Raw genomic sequence first — 16,938 nt, forward strand, 5'->3', positions numbered from 1 at the left:
CGCGGCGGCCGTGCTCGCCGAGGTGTCGCCTCGCCTCATTCGCCGCCCTCGGCCGCCGTGGCCGGCTCCAGGGCCGGCCCGGGCTCGTCCGCCGGGCGGCGCCGCGCCAGCCCGGCGCCGGCGGCGACGGCTGCGGCGCCCGCGAGCCCGAACGCCCCGGTCAGCACCCAGACGCCCGCGCCCCACGCGTGCCACGCCGCGACTCCGATCATGGGGCCGACGGCGTAGCCGACCTGCTGCGGGATCGTCGCCGCCGCGATGTAGCGGGCGCGCAGCGCGGTCGGTGCGACGAGCCCGGGGTAGGCCATCATCGACGGCGCCGCGATGATCTCCCCGAACGTCCACACGACCGTCGCGAGGAGGAGCAGCGCGACGGGCGTCGGTCCGGTGTAGATCAGATGGCCGACGCCCAGCATCGCCATGCCGAGCGTCATCGGCACCCCGATCGGCAGCCGCTGGAGCCACTTGGACAGCAGCACCTCGAAGGCGATGACGATGCCTCCGTTGACGGTCAGCAGCATCGCGAACACCCGCTCGTCGTGACCCGAGCCCGTCACGAACAGCGGCAGGGCGGCCGACGACTGGATGTAGGTCACCGCGGTGAGGAAGAGGCCGAGCACCACGAGCATGAACCGCCGGTCGGCCAGCACCTGCCCGTAGCCGGCGCGCTCCCCGCCGGACCCGCCGTCCGGGGTCTCGGGCTCGGCGTCCGACCGCAGTGCCACGTAGGCGACCAGGCCGAAGGCCAGCGACGTCGCCGCGTCCACGTAGAACAGCGCGTGGTAGGACGCGTAGGTCAGCAGCAGCGCGGCGCCCAACGGGCCGACCGTCGAACCGACATTGAACGTCAGCCGCAGCACCGAGAAGACCATCACGTGCCGGTCCTTGGGCGTCAACTCGACGACCCACGCCATCGCCGCCGGCCGGTACGCCTGGGCGGTCAGTCCCGCCCCCCCGGCGACCAGGGCGCCGACCCAGACATTCGGCACGTGCACGAGGGCCGCCGTGAGCGCCGCCGTGCTCGCCATCGAGCCGACGATGACCCAGCGGTACCCGACGCGGTCCGCGGCGGCGCCGCCCACCGCCGACCCGGAGATCCGGCCGATCATGAGCGCGGTCAGCACGACGCCGCTCTCCCACGCGCTGAAGCCCTCGCCGGTCAGGAACAGCACCAGGAACGCGTTCAGGAACGCCGCCAGGTTGCTGATCAGGTTGCCGAGGACCAGGATCCGGACCGTACCGCTCATCTCGCGCAGCGTGGCGAGGACCGTCGGGTGCTCCGCGGACGTCATGGCGCCTGCTCCAGCGGGGTGCCCTCGAACGTGAAGTACCGTCCGGCGTCCGGGATCGCCGCGCGGGTCTCCTCCAGCGTCTCCCCGACCGCGATCACGAATCCCGAGCGGGCCAGGCCGTGCGGGGGCAGCCGCACCCGCGCGCCCGGTTGCGTGCCGAGCTCGACCTCGGCGACCGGCGGGCGCATCAGCTCCGTGTGCGCGGTCGCCGAGGTGATCTCCATGTCGTACGGGGGATAGGCGAACCGGATCGACGCCGCCCTGCGCGGCTTCGGGAACGCCACGGCCGGCCGGCGGCCCGCCGCCACGTCGGCCGCCGCCAGCGGCCCGTCGACACCGGACGTGAGCAGCCCGAGGTAGGGGATCATGCCCCCGCCCAGCCGGACGTTGATCTCGATGACGTGCTTCGCGCCGTCCGGGGTCAGCTTGAACTCGATGTGCGTGAACCCGTCGGTGAACCCGACCGCGGCGTGGACCCGGGTGAGCATGTCGTGGAAACCGGTGTCGAACAGCAGCGGGTCGCCCGCGTCGACGTCATGGCCGATCTCCTCGAACGCCAGGTCGCCGCTGCCGCCGAGCACCTTGCGCGCCACGACCAGCGGCGTGCACTCCCCCTGGAACAGGACGCACTCGACGGAGATCTCCGGGCCTTCGAGGAACTCCTCCACGATCACGTAGTCCTCGAACTGGCGGATGCCGCCCATCCGCGTCCCGTCGGTGAGCGCGAACGCGGCGTCCAGGTCCTCCGGCCTCTCGACCTTGCTGAGGCCGAGGCTGCCGCCGAGGTTGCGCGGCTTGACGATGAGCGGGCAGCCGATCTCGCCGGCGAACGCGCGCGCCTCCTCCAGCGAGGCCACGGCGCGGGACGCGGGCTGCGGGAACCCGGCCTCCCGCAGCGCCTCCCGCGTCGCGGACTTGTCCCGGCACCGAGCCACCGCGCCCGGGTCGAGGACGGGGAACCCGAGCGCCGCGCTGAGGTGCGCGGACGTCTCGATGTAGACCTCGTCGTAGCAGAACACCCCGGCGACCTCGTGGTCGCGGGCGACCTCGCGGGCCGCCGCCGTCAGCTTGTCCAGGTCGAGGCAGTCGACGACGGTGTGCCCGGTGATGTAGGGCTCCTCCCAGCTCACCGGGGACGGGTTGAGCAGCCAGAGCCGGTACCGCTGCGACACCGACTCCAGGATGTACTTGCGGTAGACCCAGTAGCTGCTCGCGACCAGGAGAAGGAGCGGACGCTCGCCGCCCGCGGGCGGGTCATACGACATACGGACCTCGATCGCAGGTTGTCAGGAGAAGTAGTCCTCGGGCCCGCCGCGGCGGCGGACGTCGAGGGTGGCGCAGTGGAAGCCGCCGCCGAAGGTGTTGACCGTGCGGAACGGGACGGGGATGGGGGTGAACCCCTCCTTCTCCAGCAGCCGCAGCAGCTCGGTCTCCTGCGCCTCGACGAAGATCCGGTCCTGGTCGAGCATCAGGGTGTTCATCGCGATCCACCGGCTGCAGAAGTACATCGTCTGGTCGGCGGGGAGGGCGGGTTCCGGGCAGATCAGCACGTCCCAGTCGGCGAACATCTCCGGCAGCTCGGGCACCCGCTCGGGGTTGATCAGCACCCGGCCGGGACGCAGCGGGACGAACGTGGCGTTCATGTGCATCGGGTGGTCGTCGGCGAACGCGACCTCGTGCACCCGGAACTCGCCGCCGAGCAGCCGCCGCACCCACTCGATGCCGAACCGGTTGGTGACGTGGCTGCGCTGGACGAGGATGTCGCGGCCGAACCGCATGAAGTCGCCCGCGTCCACGATCGGCTCGAACTCGGTGATGACCGAGGTCGCGTCGGGGAACGGGTCGTCCGGGGACATGGTCTCCGGCTTGGCGGCGGCGTAGCCGGGGTTGAACGACGCGTCGGTGAGCTGCGGCTTCGGCGCCGCGACCCAGCGGGCGCCGCGGCGGAAGTAGTCCTTGAAGATCGTCCGGAACGGGTGGGTGGCGAAGTAGTAGGACCGCCAGCCCATCGTCGCCTCGACGATCTGGTCGCCGGCGACCAGCGCGATGTCGCGGGGGAAGGTGTGCGACGAGCCGCCGGTGGACGTCCAGTCGGCGGTCCCGAACGGGCGGGACTGGTCGACCGGGTCGGGGCGCCGGACCGTCACGCCCTCGCCCTCCAGGATCGACACGAACCCTTCGAGCTCCTCGCGGGCCGCCTCGACCTGCTCCGCAGGGAAGCCGCCGCCGCCGTTGCGGCGGTAGAAGTCCCACGCCTCGGGCGGGACGGTCGCCTCGATCGCCGGATGCCACGGCGGGACGGCGGCCCCGTCGACGACGCCGACGATCACCTCTTCCAGCGGGTCCCACTCGTTGTACGAGCCGACCGGGGCGGGCCGCCCGGCCGGCGGCGCGTTCTCGGTCATCGCGACGTCCTCTCGACGGTTCGAACGGTCACCCGGGCCTCGGGCGAGGCGGCCTTCAGGCCGTGCAGGCGGCCGCGCGGCACCAGCAGCACGTCGCCCGTGCCGAGCCGGTGCGGGCGGTCGGTCGCCCACGCGTACACGTCCGCCTCGCCGCTGGTGATCTCCACGAGCCGGTCGGAGTCGTACACGCCGGTACAGAAGGGGCTGTCCGGGCGGAGCCTGCTGGTCTCGGCGTCGTCCATCGCGGAGGACGCCAGCGCGGCGCCCGCCTCGGTGTGCCGGTCGAGGTCGTCGGCCCAGGTGATCTGCGCGCGGAAGTCGGCGTCGCCGAGGCGCAGCAGGAGCTTGGTGTCCTCGATGCCGCGCACCAGCTCGGGGATGACCATCTCGCCGTGCGTGCTGGCCAGGCCGAGCAGCAGGTTCTCGTAGGTCATCCGCCCGTGGTGGACGTCGATGTGCGCGTGCTCGTCGCAGTACTTGGCGTCCACTCGGTCGCCGTAGACGGCGCGGAGCATGGCGCCTGTGTCGGCGAACCCCTGCGCGAACAGCCACTCCAGGTACGTCACGGCGGCCATGTAGCGGAACATGCCGCGGTGGTCCTCGGTGAGCCAGTTGAAGTAGTTCACCCCGACCAGGGAGCTGGTCAGGTAGAAGTTCCAGTAGGCGTGCAGGTCGGTGCGCAGCCCGACGCTGGCCAGCATCTCCTTGAAGATCGTGCTGTGCTTGGCGCCGTAGACCCCGTACCCGAACTCGTCGTTGAAGATCTTGAAGAGCTCGGACTGCTCGACGCCGTAGGAGCCGCCGAGGTTGCGCGCCATCGCCGAAGCCTCGGTCAGCGCGTCCAGGGCGAGCTGGACGAGGTGCAGCGCCGCGGCCTCCTCCGGCCGCCGGCACTCGGTGATCAGCCGCATGGTGCCGGTCACCTCGGCCGCCGCGTCCACCGCCGGGTTGCTCCCGGACGCGTCGGCGGGCGCCCCGGCCACGCCGACCTCCGCGAGGAAGTACGCCTGCAGCTCCCCCAGCGTCCGCACCGGCGGGACGGTGACGGCGTCGTCCAGGAAGGAGAACGCGTACCGCTCCAGGCCCGGCCGGACGGCGTCGCGCAGCGCCCGCACCTCGTCGCCGTAGAACAGGTCGAAGTCGTCCTTCGCCGAGGCCAGCCCGCCGGGGGGCAGCAGGATCATGTCGCTCTCGTAGGCGTTGCACAGCACGCGGCCGGCGACGAGCTGCCCGCTGCCGAGGAACTCCGCCTCCGTCGCCGGGACGGAGAAGTCACGGTCGCCGGTGCCGGGCGGGCCGATCGGCCGCCGGAACGGGTTGCCCTCGATGAGGACCTCGGGCCCCGGCCGGAAGATCTGCTGCGAGCAGTACGCGGCGAGGGCGCTCGCCGCGGCCGCCGTCGGCGCCGGACCCGTCGTCACCATGCCCGGCGCCGGCGCGCCGATCGCCTCCGTTGCGGTCGTCATGCGACCACCTCCTCGGACTCGACCTCGAAGCGGACGCACTCGCCGTCGTGGGCGGCGACCAGCGACACCGGCAGGTCCGGCTGGACGTGCAGCGGGACGGGCAGGCACTGGATCGCCTGCTTCCAGTGCGAGTCGCGTCCGGGGGCGTTGTCGACCACGATCCCCGGCAGCAGCTCCATCTCGAACCAGAACGCGATCGCGTGCATCTTGCCCGCGGCCGTCGGCTGGACCGTCAGCTCGGTGCGCTGCGGCCGCGCGTCCGCGGTGTAGAAGTCGAACTCGAACACCGTCATCGGCTCCGACAGCGTCCGGTGCTCGTGCCGGTGCAGCCGGGAGTCGAAGTACTCCAGCGTTGACAGCCGGTTGAAGGGCGCGAGGTCGAACCCGTACAGCTTGCCGACATGGTTCTTGCGGTGCAGCGGCTCGCTCTCGACGAGCTGGGCGATGATCCGTCCCCGCGACGGCATGATCGTCGCGTCCGGGGCGAGGAGGTGCTCGCGGGCGTGCGCGATCGTGCCGAGGATCCCCTCGCCGAGCAGCCCGCAGTCGACGATCTCGGTGACCAGCAGGCCGGCGCGCCTCGGCAGGTCCCCGGGCACCGTCATGCGGGTGGACATCTTCGCCACGACGCCGACCGCGTCGTCGTACCCGGCCACCCGGACCACCCGCGCCGCCGTCTCGGCGACGGACGACTGGCCCTCGCAGGCCACCACCTCCCGCGCCCCGGCCCGCGCCGCCATCATCGCCAGCAGGCCCGACCCGGCGCCGATGTCGAGGACCAGCGCGTCCGGGTCGGACGCCACCGCCTGCCGGATCGCCCGGTCGTACAGCTCGGCGCGCTCCTCGTCGTGCAGCATCTCCCAGTGCCAGCGGGGGACCGAGCACCGGACGGCCCGGTTCCGGCCGATCAGGGCCTCCTGGTTGTCGGCGTCCATGCCGAGGATCAGTTCGAAGGCCCGGGCGGCGTCCTCGTAGCGGCCCTGGTGGTGCAGCTCGCGCCCCCACTTGAGGAACTCGCCGAGCTCCATCGCGTCGCGTATCCCGGCGACCGTGCCCTGCGTCTGCGGCTGTGCGCTGTTCATCGGCTCTCGGCTCCTTCGTCGTGAGTCGGGTCGGGCGGCAGGTTGGCGAGGATCTCCTTGTGGATGACCGAGACGGGGGCGCCCGTGTCCGGCAGGACGACGACGGCCTCGTCGCCGCTGCGCACCATCGGCAGGCAGGAGCGCTTCACGGCGGAGACGCCGACCTTCGTGCCGTGCCACGGGCAGCTGAGCCGCCGCCCGTCGGGGGTGCGGCGGGCCAGGCTGAGCGGGCCGCCGCGGTGCGGGCAGTGGTCGCGGACGAGCAGCGAGCGCTCGCCCTCGTGCAGGACGAAATAGCGGTCGTGTCCGACCATCACGGTGTTGTGCCGGCTCAGATCCATCACGATGACGCGGGCCATCGGCTCCTCTTGTCTTTCGGGCGCGACCGGTGACGGGCGGGGGCGGCACAGGGCGTGGCGCGGTCAGGCGGGGCGGGAGAGACGGGAGTCTCGGTGGGAGCGTCGAGGGGAGTGGGGATTCTCAGGCGGGAGGCACGGCGTGGAGCAGGCAGGCGGTCTCCGGCGTCGCCGGCCGGATGCCGTAGAGGCGTCCGCCGGGGATCAGCAAGGCCTCGCCGTGCGCCAGCCGCTCGGGCGGTCCGGTGGGGGTCGTGACGAGGTCGGCCTCGCCGCGTTCCACCTCCAGGACGACGTCGCCGTCGTGGCTGCGCGTGCCGAACGGGCTCTCGGCGGTCAGCGCGACGCGCTCCGGCGGCTCGGACCCCGTCCGCGCCGAACCGGCGAGCTCCCGGTACCGGGGAAGGTCGTCCGACCAGCGGATCTGCGCCGCGGTGTCGTCCTCGAACCAGCCGCCGACCAGCCGGGCCTCGGCGATGCCGCGCAGCAGCTCGGGGACGACCCGCGGGCCGTGCCGCCCGGCCAGGGCCAGCAGCACCTGGTCCCGGGTGATGCGCCCGTGGTGCTCGTCGATGTGCGCGTGCTCGTCGCAGTAATGCAGATCGACGGCATCGCCGAATATGCCGCGGAAGACTTTGATCATTTCCACGAACGCGGGCGCGAAAACAGCCTCCGCATAAGTGACGGCGCCCGCGTATCGGAAGAACTTCGCATGGTCGCGGGACAGGTAGTAATAGTAGTTGTTCGTCGCCAGCGGACCGGCCAGGTAGAAGTTCCAGTACGCGTGCACATGGGTCGCCATCGCGCGGCTGCGCAGCATTTTGGCGAAGATCGTGGTGTGCTTGGCGTCATAGACCCCGTAGCCGAATTCGTCGATGAAAATCTTGAACAGGGCGGACTGTTCGGGGCCGTAGGCGCCGGCGAGGTTGCGCGACATCGCGGAGGCCTCGGTGAGCCCGTCCAGCGCGAGCTGCACCAGGTACAGGTCGGCGGCGCTCCTGCGGTCGCGGGCGTTCGCGATGGCGGTCAGCGCGGGCGACGGCCCGGCGGCGGCCTCCTCCACGACGTGCTGGAAGTAGGCCTCCAGCACCTCGGGCGTGGCGGCGCCGCTGACGTCCACCGCCTCGTCCAGGCAGCCGAACGCGAAACGTTCCAGGTCCGAGACGGAGCCTTCCCGGAGTTCTTTGAGGTCACGGCCGTAGAAGAGGTCGAAATCCTCGTACAGGCCGTCGAGTCCCTGCTCGGGGAGCAGCACCGTCTCGGCCTCGTAGTAGGTGCCGAGCAGCCGGTGTGCGGCGAGGGAGCGGTGGGCCGCCCACTCGCCGGGCCCCGGCGGGCGGTCGAAGTCGGACTCGGCCAGCGAGCCGGGCACGAGCATGCGGCGGTAGGGGTTTCGGCCGTGGACGACCTGGGCGTCACCGCGGAACAGGGGATGGCCGGCGAACGCCAGGATCCGCTTTCCGAGGGTGCCGCCGGCGCGTGTGGCGGCAGGGGCTGCCTGCGGTTGGACTGTCATTAACTTTTACCGTTCACCTGACTACTCAAGGGTCGGGTGTAGCTGAAGGCGTGCGCGGCCGATTGTGTCGGCCATGGTCACAAGAACGGCTTCCATTTGTTGATGCGATGAACAAATGTCGCTGAGTGGATATGATCTATCACTAGCAGTAAGAGATCGCTTCCCCTCGACTGCCGGGCAGATTAACAAAGGCTCTGGCCGATGATCAACGATTGAGCTGGAAGTTTGTGCCGGCGTTCGACGCCGCCCGCCGGGCGGCCGGAGGTTTCGGCTCTGTCGGAATAGATCTTGCGGGCGTCCGGGCCGATCGGCGCCGGCGCCCGTACGCGGCCCCTGGCAGACGCGCTGACCTCGCTGCCCCTCGCGGTCGCCGGGGGTGCGCCACGCTCGCCGCCATGGCGCAACTCGCCCCTGACATCGGTGACTTCCGCTGGTCAGGAACCCCGGAGGCGGCCCTCGATTCGTGACCGTAATCGGACGCCCGCCCGTACCCGGCGCCCGGCGCCCGGCGCGCGGGGGGGTCAGGGGGTTGTGGTGGTGCGGAAGTTGCGGCGGTAGGCGGACGGGGAGGTTCGCATCGTCCGGGTGAAGTGGTGGCGGAACGTCGCCGGGCTCTCGAAGCCGACCGCCGCGCCGACCTCCTCGACCGGTGCGCCGCCCTCCTCCAGCAGCGGCAGCGCGGCCAGGACCCGCTGGCCGACCACCCAGCGCAGCGGGCTCGTCCCGGTCCGCCGCTGGAAGCGCCGCAGGAACGTGCGGGGCGCGAGGCACGCCTCCCGTGCCATCCGGGCCACCGTGATCGGCTCGGCGAGGTGGTCGAGCGCCCATGCCATGGCCCGCGCGACCGGGTCGTCCTCCCCCGGCGGGACCACCGCCGCCTCCACGAACTGCGCCTGCCCGCCGTCCCGGTGCGGCGGGACGACCAGCCGCCGCGCCACCGCGTTGGCGACCCGGGCGCCGTGGTCCTTGCGGACGAGGTGCAGGCACATGTCGAGGCCCGCCGCGCTGCCCGCCCCGGTGAGCACGTCTTCGCCGTCCACGTAGAGGACGTCGGGCGTCACCCGGACGTCCGGAAAGCGGCGGCGTAGCAGGTCGGCGTACCGCCAGTGCGTGGTGGCCGCCCGTCCGTCCAGGAGCCCTGCGGCGGCCAGGGCGAACGCGCCCGAGCAGATGGACACCACGCGGGCGCCCCGCGCGTGCGCCTCCCGGAGCGCCGCGACGACCTCGGGCGGCGGGTCCCGGCGCACGTCGGGGACGGCGACGACCAGCACGGTGTCCGCGGACGCGAACGCGTCCAGCCCGTGCTCGGTCGTCATCGTGAAACCGCCCACCGCCCGCATCGGGCCGCGCTCCAGCGAGCAGACCCGCAGGTCATACCAGGGGACGTCCAGTTCGGGCCGGGGCAGCCCGAACACCTCGACGACCGTGCCGAGCTCGAACGGCGCCATGCCGTCGAACACCAGCACCGACACGGTGTGCCGGCGGGAGGGGGCAGCGACGCGCATGGCGGGATCTTAGCGATACGCGGCATTCACGCCACTTCCGGGCGCGCCGCGGCCACCCGAGGATCGAGGTGGCCACGAGAGACTTCTCACGTTCGAGGGAGCCCGCACATGAACGCAGTCGGCCCGGTGCCCGCCGCCACCGCCGGCGAGGCGCTCCGGCACTTGGCCGCCCGCCTGGCCTTCGAGACGGACGTGTCCGACGTGGCCGCCCGACTCGCCGAGGGGGCGCCCGGCATCGTCGTCGTCGACACCCGGAGCGCCGAGAGCTGGGCGCAGGGCCACGTCCGGGGCGCCGTCCACCTGCCCACCGCCGAGATCGCCGAACGGGCCGCCGCGCTCGTCCCCGAGGACGCGGACGTGGTCGTCTACTGCTGGGGGCCGGGCTGCAACGGCGCCCAGAAGGCGGCGCTGGAGTTCGCGAAGCTCGGCCGTCCCGTCAAAGAGATGCTCGGCGGATTCGAGTACTGGGTGCGGGAGGGCTACCCTGTGCAGTCCGGTGGCGGCGCCGTCACGCGGCGTTCGCCGGACCCGCTCACGGCCCCCGTCGACGGTGTCTCCTGTGCCTGCTGAGGCCGGTGTGACGCATGTTCCTTCCGGGACGGGGCATAAGGTCGTCCCCCGACGACGTTAGACTCTAGGTAACAATCTTCGGCGCCGACGACGGCGCCAGGCTCGTCCTTGCAGGCCACGCCCATTGAGGTGCCTCCCGAGACGTGCCCCCTCTCGGAAGGTAATGCGTGACCACAGCTGCCGCTGCACAGAACCCGACCATGCCCGCCATCGCGGACGAGGAGACGGTTCCCACCTTCGCCGAGCTCGGCCTCCCGCCGGTGATGGTGAGCGCCCTGGCCCGCCAGGGCATCGAGGCGCCCTTCCCGATCCAGGTGGCCGCGATCCCGGACGTCATGACGGGACGCGACGTCCTCGGGCGCGGTAAGACCGGCTCCGGCAAGACCCTCGCCTTCGGGCTGCCGCTCCTGGCCCGCCTCTCCGGCCGCAAGGCCGCCCCCAAGCGTCCCCTGGCGCTGATCCTCGTCCCGACCCGCGAGCTCGCCCAGCAGGTCCAGACGAACCTGGAGCCGCTCGGCCGCGGGCTCGGCCTGCGCTTCAAGACCGTCATCGGCCAGACCTCGATGTTCAAGCAGATCGACGCGCTGCGGCGCGGCGTCGAGGTGCTCGTGGCCACCCCGGGCCGGCTCAAGGACCTGATGCGCCAGGGCGCCTGCGACCTGTCCGACGTCGAGATCGCCGTGCTCGACGAGGCCGACCACATGGCGGACATGGGCTTCCTGCCCGACGTCACCGACATCCTCGACGCCGCCAAGCCCGGCGGGCAGCGGCTGCTGTTCTCCGCCACCCTCGACAAGGACGTCGACGTCCTCGTCCGGCGGTACCTGAACGAGCCGGTCACGCACGCGATCGGGCCGGTGGACGAGTCCGTCGCCACCATGGACCACCACCTGCTGCTCGTGGCGCCCAAGGAGAAGAGCGCCGTCATCGCCGAGATCGCCAACCGCGAGGGCCGGACGATCCTGTTCGCCCGCACCAAGCACGGCGTCGACCGGCTCGCCAAGCAGCTCACCCAGGCCGGGGTCCGCGCGGCGGGCCTGCACGGCGGCAAGAGCCAGGGCCTGCGCACCCGCACCCTCGCCGAGTTCCGCGAGGGCACCATCAGCGTGCTGGTCGCCACCGACGTCGCCGCCCGCGGCATCCACGTCGACGACGTGTCCCTGGTGATGCACGTCGACCCGCCCGCCGACCACAAGGACTACATGCACCGCGCCGGGCGCACCGCCCGCGCCGGCGAGCGCGGCACCGTCGTCACGCTCGTCCTGCCGCACCAGGTCCGCGCCACGTCCTCGATGACGCGGCGCGCCGGCATCAACGCGCCCCGCACCCGGGTGACCACCGGCGACTCCGAGTTGGCCAAGCTCACCGGCGCCCGGATGCCCTCCGGCATCCCGATCGAGGAGCCGATCATCCCCGAGCGCCCGGCGCGCCGCGAGGGCGGCCGGGGCCGGCCGTCCGGCGGGCGACGGGGCCGCGGCCCGCGCACCTTCGACCGCGAGGGCGGCAACCGCCGCCGCGACGGCGAGGGCGGGCGCGGCGAGCACCGCTCCTACTCGTCCGGCGAGCACCGCGGTGGCGGTCCCCGGGCCGGCGGCGGCTCCCACGGCAACCGCCGGGGCGCCTCCTACGGGGGCGACCGCCGGACCGCCCGGACCAGCTGACCCACGACAGAAGAGCCCCGCCGGCGACGGCGGGGCTCTTCGCCTTTCAGGCGGGCGGTCGCCGTGCCGAGGCGGTCAGCCGGCCTCCTCGCTGAGGACGTCGCCGTCACGGGCGGCGGACTCGGCGCGCAGCCTGTCCTGGAGGATCTGCAGGCCCTCCAGGCCGTCCACCGAGAGGGCCGCGAGCTCGTCCAGGGACATGAGGGGGTCGCTGCGCAGGGGCGGCTGCCACCCGTTCTCCTTGTCGTGGCTGCGCAGGATCTTGGCCGGGACGCCGCCGATGACCGAGTGGTCGGGGAACTCGCCGCGGACGACGGCGCCGCCCGCCACCGCGACGTTGCGGCCGAGGCGGGTGCCGGGCAGGATGATCGCCCCGGTGCCGATCCAGCAGCCGTCCCCGATCACGACCGGGTTGTTCTCCGGCCACTGCCGCCCGATCGGGGTGTGCAGGTCGCCGTAGGTGTGGTTCTGGTCGGTGATGTAGACGTTCGGGCCGGTGAAGACGTCGTCGCCGATGTCGATCGACTGGTGGCCGACGATGTGGGTGCCGCGGCCGAGCGAGCAGCTCCCGCCGATCCGGACGACGACGTCCGGCCCGAGGTCGAGGCCGGGCACGAACCCGGCGGAGATGGTGACGTGCGTGCCGACCAGCGTGTGGTCGCCGATCGAGATCCAGGGCTCGCCGTAGATCGCGCCGGTCGGGAATCCGATGCAGGCGCCCTCGCCCAGATAGGCGAACTCGCGGCGGCCGGGCGTGTGCGGGGTGATCTCTCCGTGCCGCTGGATCCATTCCCAGGCGTGGTGCAGGGCCGTGTGCACGCCCTGGCGCGCCCGCTGCTTAGTGCGGGCCGCCAGCACCTGCCGCAAAGGGCGTTTCGGCGACATGGCGTTCACCGTACCGGGTGGTAGCAACCCCCGCCCGCACGGGGACGGCGAAGGGCCCGGCCGCCCGTGCGGCCGGGCCCTTCACCTGTGCGCTCTGCGCTTTCGCGGGGCTCAGTGCGGTGAATGCACCTGACCTTCCACGTCGGCGCCGCTGACCGTCATGGAGTCGGCCGAGGTCGCGCTGCCCGACTGCTCGCTCGACCCCTTGGCCATGTCACGGACGGCGCCGCGCCGCGTCGCGACGGCGCCGGCCACCCCGACGGCGGCGACCACCCCCATCATCGCCATGAGGGCGCCGCGCCCGGGCTTCGCCGTCGACTTCGGCGGTTCCACCCGTCCGGCGACATCGCTCAGGAACGAGCTCACCCGCGGGGCGAGCCCGGTCTCCACGTACCGGGCCGCCTGCCGCAGCCTCGGTGCGCTCCAGCCGCGGGCGACCATCACGCGTTCGTTCGCGATGGGCCCGATCCGCTCTGCCGCGCCGGCGGCGCCCTGCCGGCACGCGTCGGCGCCCTGACGGGCCGCCTGCTGGACGCGGCCGAGCCGGTTGACGACCTCGTCCTGCGGCTTCCGGCGGATATTGATCATTAGGGACACGCTAACCTCCCTGTTTGCGAGGTCCTGTCAGGCAGCCTTCCCTGCGAACGGGAGGTAAACACCGCGATCGTGACGCGTCTTTCACTCAGGGTGACGGTCCGGGCCTGGCCGGGACCGCGCACCGGACGTCACAGAACCCATCTCAAGAGGAGGCGGCCAGCGTGGCCAACGAGATCTTCGCGACGCTCAACACGTCGCTCGGCAAGATCGTGATCCAGCTGTACCCGGAGCACGCGCCCGAGACCGTGGCGAACTTCGTCGAGCTGGCGGAGGGCACCCGCACCTGGACCGACCCGCGTACCGGCCAGAAGTCGGACAAGCCGCTCTACAACGGGACGATCTTCCATCGGGTCATCGACCAGTTCATGCTCCAGGGCGGGGACCCGCTCGGCACCGGCACCGGCGGCCCCGGCTACGAGTTCAAGGACGAGTTCCACCCGGACCTGAAGTTCAACCGCCCGTACCTGCTGGCGATGGCGAACGCCGGGCCCGGCACCAACGGCTCCCAGTTCTTCATCACGCTGAGCGTCGCGCACACCCAGCACCTGACCGGCCGGCACACCATCTTCGGCAAGGTCATCGAGGGCACCGACGTCGTCGACCGCATCGGCAAGGTCCCGACCGGGCGGATGGACCGTCCGAAGGACGACGTCGTCATCGAGTCGGTGACGATCGAGCGCCGTTAGACGTTCGTCACGGTGAGACCCCGCTACGGGTGAGCCGAGCACCCACCGTACGTACGGCCCACGGAGCCACTGATGAGCACAGACCAGAGTCCCGTTCCCGAGACCTCGGTGCCGACCTGCTACCGGCATCCGAGCCGCGAGACGTATGTGCGCTGCACTCGTTGCGACCGCTTCATCTGCCCCGAGTGCATGCGGGACGCGGCGGTGGGGCACCAGTGCGTGGAGTGCGTCGCCGAGGGAAGCCGGGGGGCCCGCAGGGCGGTTCCCCGGACGGTCCTCGGCGCGCGGGGCTCGGCGGCCGCGGTGCCGGTCGTGACCTACGCGCTCATCGGCGCGTGCGTCGCCGCGTACCTCGCCGAGCTGGCGTCCTGGCGCGTGGTCTGGGACTTCATGATGCTCGGCCGGGGGGTGCTGCCCGGCGGGGAGGTCGGCGGGGTCGCCGAGGGCGAGTGGTACCGGCTGTTCACCACGATGTTCCTGCACCAGCGCGGCGGATCGTTCGGCATCACCCACATCCTGTTCAACATGTGGGCGCTGTGGGCCGTCGGTCCCGCGCTGGAGCAGGTGCTCGGACGGTGGCGCTTCCTCGCCCTCTACGTGCTGTCGGGGCTCGGCGGCTCGGTGCTGCTGTACATGGTCGGCTCCCCGCAGGACTCGGCGGTCGGAGCGTCCGGGGCCATCTTCGGGCTGTTCGGGGCGTACTTCGTGATCGGCCGCAGGCTCGGCGGGCCGGTCGGCCCCATCGTGGTGCTGCTGGTGATCAACCTGGTGATCACGTTCTCGGTGCCGGGCATCTCCTGGCAGGGCCACGTCGGCGGCCTGGCGGTGGGGGCGGCGCTGGCCGCGGCCTACGCCTACGCGCCGGACGCGCGGCGCCGGCTGTTCCATTTGGGCGCGCCGCTGGCCGTGCTGGTGCTGCTCGCGGTGCTCGTGATGCTCAGGACCGCCGAGCTGAGCCCGGCGGTGTAGCCGTGCGCGGAGCCGCCGCGCACGGCTACACGGCTACACGGCTGCACCGACTGCACCGCTGCACCGACTGCACCGGCTGCACGGCTCACGCGCGGCGGCGTCCGCGCTCCGGCGCCTGTGGACACCCGCTGTGGAAAACCTGGGGAAAGGCGCGGTGAGAGATCCTCAACCTGTGGATAAGTTGCGGTCAGCGCCAGCGGGTCGAGAGGATCACGCCCAGGATGATCGCGGTGAAGCCGATTCCCAGGTTCCAGTTGTGCAGGTCGGTCATGTACGGCACGTCCGTACCGGTGCTGGCCGTCACGTAGAAGACGGCGATCCAGATGAGGCCGATCAGCCACAGGCCGACCATCGTCGGCACGAGCCAGCGCGGGCTGACCTCGGGGGCCCTGGACTTCTGCGGGGGCGTGTAAACGGCCTTCTTGCGCACTTTGGACTTGGCCACGGTGGGATCGATCTCCTCGGGCGTCCGGCGGCCGGAGCGCCGGACCGCGCATGGGTGTTTTGTCGGTTAGCGTAGTCGCTGGTGAGCAGCGTACGGCGTCCAGCGTGGGGAAGCATCATCCCAGTTCTCACGCTCCTTGCGGGAACCTTGTTCGCGGCGAGCGCGAGCACGGCCCGCGGCACGAGCCTGCGCGAGCAGGGGCGGACCAGGATCACCGAGCTCATCACCGCGGAGCAGCGCCGGGGCCGGCAGGACCGCGCCGAGTACCGGCGGCTGCGCCGCCAGGTCGACGGTATCTCCCGGGAGGCCGGACGTCACGACGCCCGGGTGAAAAACGCTCAGGGCGAGGCCGACCGGCTGGCCGCCGAGGCCGGGTTCACCCCCGCCGCCGGCCGCGCCGTCCGGGTCTCGCTGGACGACGCGCCGCCGCCGAAGCAGGGCGAGCTGCCCCGCGGCGTCCGCCCGGACGACCTGGTGGTGCACCAGAGCGACGTCCAGGCCGTCGTCAACGCGCTGTGGGCGGGCGGCGCCCGCGCCATGCAGATCATGGACCAGCGAGTGATCGCGACCAGCGCGGTGCGGTGCGTCGGCAATACGCTGATCCTCCAGGGCGTCGTGTACTCCCCGCCTTTCCGAATCGTCGCCGTCGGCGATCCGGACCGGCTGCGCGCGGCGCTCGGCGCGTCCCGCGAGATCGCGGTCTACCGCGAGTACGTCCGCGCCTACGGGCTCGGCTACGCGGTGCGGACGGTGGGACGCGCCACGTTGCCGCCCTACACCGGCAACGTGACCATGAAGCACGCTACGGTTCCGGCGGAACCGCCCAGAGGCGGCTGAACCCCCCGGTAGAGGAGGACGCGGTGCGGACGGTGATCCGTGGCATGGGCGAGCTGTGCATCACCGCCGGGCTGATCGTCATGCTGTTCGTGACGTACGAGCTCTGGGGCACCGGCCAGTACACCAAGGGCGCGCAGGACAGGCTCGGCGACGAGATGCTGAAGAACTGGCGGGCCGCCAAGGTCACCACGGAGAGGGTCAGGCTCGGAAAGGGCCTCGCCGTGATCCGCATCCCCCGGTTCGGCGAGCACTACCGCTTCGTCGTGATCGAGGGCGTCGACCTGGCCGACCTGCGCAAGGGGCCCGGCCACTACCCCGGCAGCGCGTTGCCCGGCCAGGTCGGGAACTTCGTGGTCTCCGGCCACCGGACGACCTACTCCGCGCCGTTCAACCGGCTCGGCGAGCTCGACCGCGGCGACGAGATCCTCATCGACACCCGGGACGAGCAGTACGTCTACAAGGTCACCGACAGGCGGATCGTGAAGCCGTCGGCGGTGGAGGTGACCGCGCCCGTCCCGTTCCACCCGAAGCGGCGGCCGGCAGAGCGGCTCCTCACGCTCACCACCTGCCACCCGAAGTACTCCGCCGCCCAACGAATGATCATCTTCGGCGAGCTGGCCGAGGCGCGGCCGCGTGCGGCGTCGGCCCGGGCCGCCGGGACGTAGG

At 72.0% G+C, this 16,938-nt stretch carries 17 protein-coding genes; 6 read left to right on the top strand and 11 right to left on the bottom strand.

The window, feature by feature from the left end; all coding sequences use genetic code 11:
• Window positions 1-35: 35 nt before the first annotated feature.
• From CHC11_RS07645 to CHC11_RS07680, 8 genes are all read right to left on the bottom strand, one after another.
• Window positions 36-1,292 carry an MFS transporter gene (locus CHC11_RS07645; protein ID WP_089310849.1) on the bottom strand — a complete coding sequence of 419 codons (1,257 nt, stop codon included), beginning with the start codon at window positions 1,290-1,292 and terminating at the stop codon, window positions 36-38.
• Window positions 1,289-2,557 carry an ATP-grasp domain-containing protein gene (locus CHC11_RS07650; RefSeq protein ID WP_089310850.1) on the bottom strand — a complete coding sequence of 423 codons (1,269 nt, stop codon included), beginning with the start codon at window positions 2,555-2,557 and terminating at the stop codon, window positions 1,289-1,291. Before CHC11_RS07650 ends, CHC11_RS07645 begins: the two co-directional genes overlap by 4 nt.
• A gap of 21 nt (window positions 2,558-2,578) precedes the next feature.
• Window positions 2,579-3,697 carry an amidinotransferase gene (locus CHC11_RS07655; RefSeq protein WP_089310851.1) on the bottom strand — a complete coding sequence of 373 codons (1,119 nt, stop codon included), beginning with the start codon at window positions 3,695-3,697 and terminating at the stop codon, window positions 2,579-2,581.
• Window positions 3,694-5,163 carry an iron-containing redox enzyme family protein gene (locus tag CHC11_RS07660; protein WP_089310852.1) on the bottom strand — a complete coding sequence of 490 codons (1,470 nt, stop codon included), beginning with the start codon at window positions 5,161-5,163 and terminating at the stop codon, window positions 3,694-3,696. The genes CHC11_RS07655 and CHC11_RS07660 overlap by 4 nt, the downstream gene beginning before the upstream one ends.
• Window positions 5,160-6,245, bottom strand: a complete 1,086-nt coding sequence (locus tag CHC11_RS07665) for a 50S ribosomal protein L11 methyltransferase (protein ID WP_089310853.1) — start codon at window positions 6,243-6,245, stop codon at window positions 5,160-5,162. The genes CHC11_RS07660 and CHC11_RS07665 overlap by 4 nt, the downstream gene beginning before the upstream one ends.
• Window positions 6,242-6,604 (bottom strand): Rieske 2Fe-2S domain-containing protein, encoded by a 363-nt coding sequence (locus CHC11_RS41130; RefSeq protein WP_089310854.1) that lies wholly within the window; start codon window positions 6,602-6,604, stop codon window positions 6,242-6,244. The genes CHC11_RS07665 and CHC11_RS41130 overlap by 4 nt, the downstream gene beginning before the upstream one ends.
• A gap of 121 nt (window positions 6,605-6,725) precedes the next feature.
• Window positions 6,726-8,117 carry an iron-containing redox enzyme family protein gene (locus tag CHC11_RS07675; protein WP_089310855.1) on the bottom strand — a complete coding sequence of 464 codons (1,392 nt, stop codon included), beginning with the start codon at window positions 8,115-8,117 and terminating at the stop codon, window positions 6,726-6,728.
• A 521-nt stretch (window positions 8,118-8,638) separates the two neighbouring features.
• On the bottom strand, window positions 8,639-9,622 hold the full coding sequence (locus CHC11_RS07680; protein WP_089310856.1) for a helix-turn-helix domain-containing protein: 984 nt from the start codon (window positions 9,620-9,622) through the stop codon (window positions 8,639-8,641).
• 108 nt (window positions 9,623-9,730) lie between these two features.
• On the opposite strand from CHC11_RS07680, the gene CHC11_RS07685 reads away from it, so the two are divergent.
• Entirely contained in the window at window positions 9,731-10,192 is a 462-nt protein-coding gene (locus CHC11_RS07685) for a rhodanese-like domain-containing protein (RefSeq protein ID WP_089310857.1), read from the top strand.
• Between the two features lie 167 nt (window positions 10,193-10,359).
• A complete protein-coding gene (locus CHC11_RS07690) occupies window positions 10,360-11,853 on the top strand; it encodes a DEAD/DEAH box helicase (RefSeq protein ID WP_342749960.1) in 1,494 nt (497 codons plus the stop codon).
• Between the two features lie 75 nt (window positions 11,854-11,928).
• Here CHC11_RS07690 and CHC11_RS07695 read toward each other — a convergent pair whose 3' ends face one another.
• Together CHC11_RS07695 and CHC11_RS07700 are read right to left on the bottom strand one after the other, a co-directional pair.
• Entirely contained in the window at window positions 11,929-12,738 is an 810-nt protein-coding gene (locus CHC11_RS07695; RefSeq protein WP_089310859.1) for an acyltransferase, read from the bottom strand.
• A 111-nt stretch (window positions 12,739-12,849) separates the two neighbouring features.
• Window positions 12,850-13,326: a hypothetical protein gene (locus CHC11_RS07700; protein ID WP_089310860.1), complete on the bottom strand. Its 477-nt coding sequence runs from the start codon at window positions 13,324-13,326 to the stop codon at window positions 12,850-12,852.
• 170 nt (window positions 13,327-13,496) lie between these two features.
• Here CHC11_RS07700 and CHC11_RS07705 point away from each other — a divergent pair, with 170 nt between their 5' ends.
• Window positions 13,497-14,021: a peptidylprolyl isomerase gene (locus CHC11_RS07705; protein ID WP_089310861.1), complete on the top strand. Its 525-nt coding sequence runs from the start codon at window positions 13,497-13,499 to the stop codon at window positions 14,019-14,021.
• 72 nt (window positions 14,022-14,093) lie between these two features.
• The gene (locus tag CHC11_RS07710; RefSeq protein WP_089310862.1) at window positions 14,094-14,990 is read left to right on the top strand and encodes a rhomboid family intramembrane serine protease; all 897 of its coding nucleotides are present in this window, start codon (window positions 14,094-14,096) and stop codon (window positions 14,988-14,990) included.
• Between the two features lie 187 nt (window positions 14,991-15,177).
• Here CHC11_RS07710 and CHC11_RS07715 read toward each other — a convergent pair whose 3' ends face one another.
• Window positions 15,178-15,435 carry a cell division protein CrgA gene (locus CHC11_RS07715; protein WP_089310863.1) on the bottom strand — a complete coding sequence of 86 codons (258 nt, stop codon included), beginning with the start codon at window positions 15,433-15,435 and terminating at the stop codon, window positions 15,178-15,180.
• Window positions 15,436-15,516: 81 nt separating this feature from the next.
• On the opposite strand from CHC11_RS07715, the gene CHC11_RS07720 reads away from it, so the two are divergent.
• Together CHC11_RS07720 and CHC11_RS07725 are read left to right on the top strand one after the other, a co-directional pair.
• Window positions 15,517-16,272 (top strand): DUF881 domain-containing protein, encoded by a 756-nt coding sequence (locus CHC11_RS07720; protein WP_089310864.1) that lies wholly within the window; start codon window positions 15,517-15,519, stop codon window positions 16,270-16,272.
• A 23-nt stretch (window positions 16,273-16,295) separates the two neighbouring features.
• The gene (locus CHC11_RS07725) at window positions 16,296-16,937 is read left to right on the top strand and encodes a class E sortase (protein WP_245918873.1); all 642 of its coding nucleotides are present in this window, start codon (window positions 16,296-16,298) and stop codon (window positions 16,935-16,937) included.
• Window position 16,938 lies beyond the last annotated feature (1 nt).

Source organism: Actinomadura mexicana, assembly GCF_900188105.1.
In the GTDB taxonomy this organism is placed as follows: Bacteria; Actinomycetota; Actinomycetes; order Streptosporangiales; family Streptosporangiaceae; genus Spirillospora; species Spirillospora mexicana.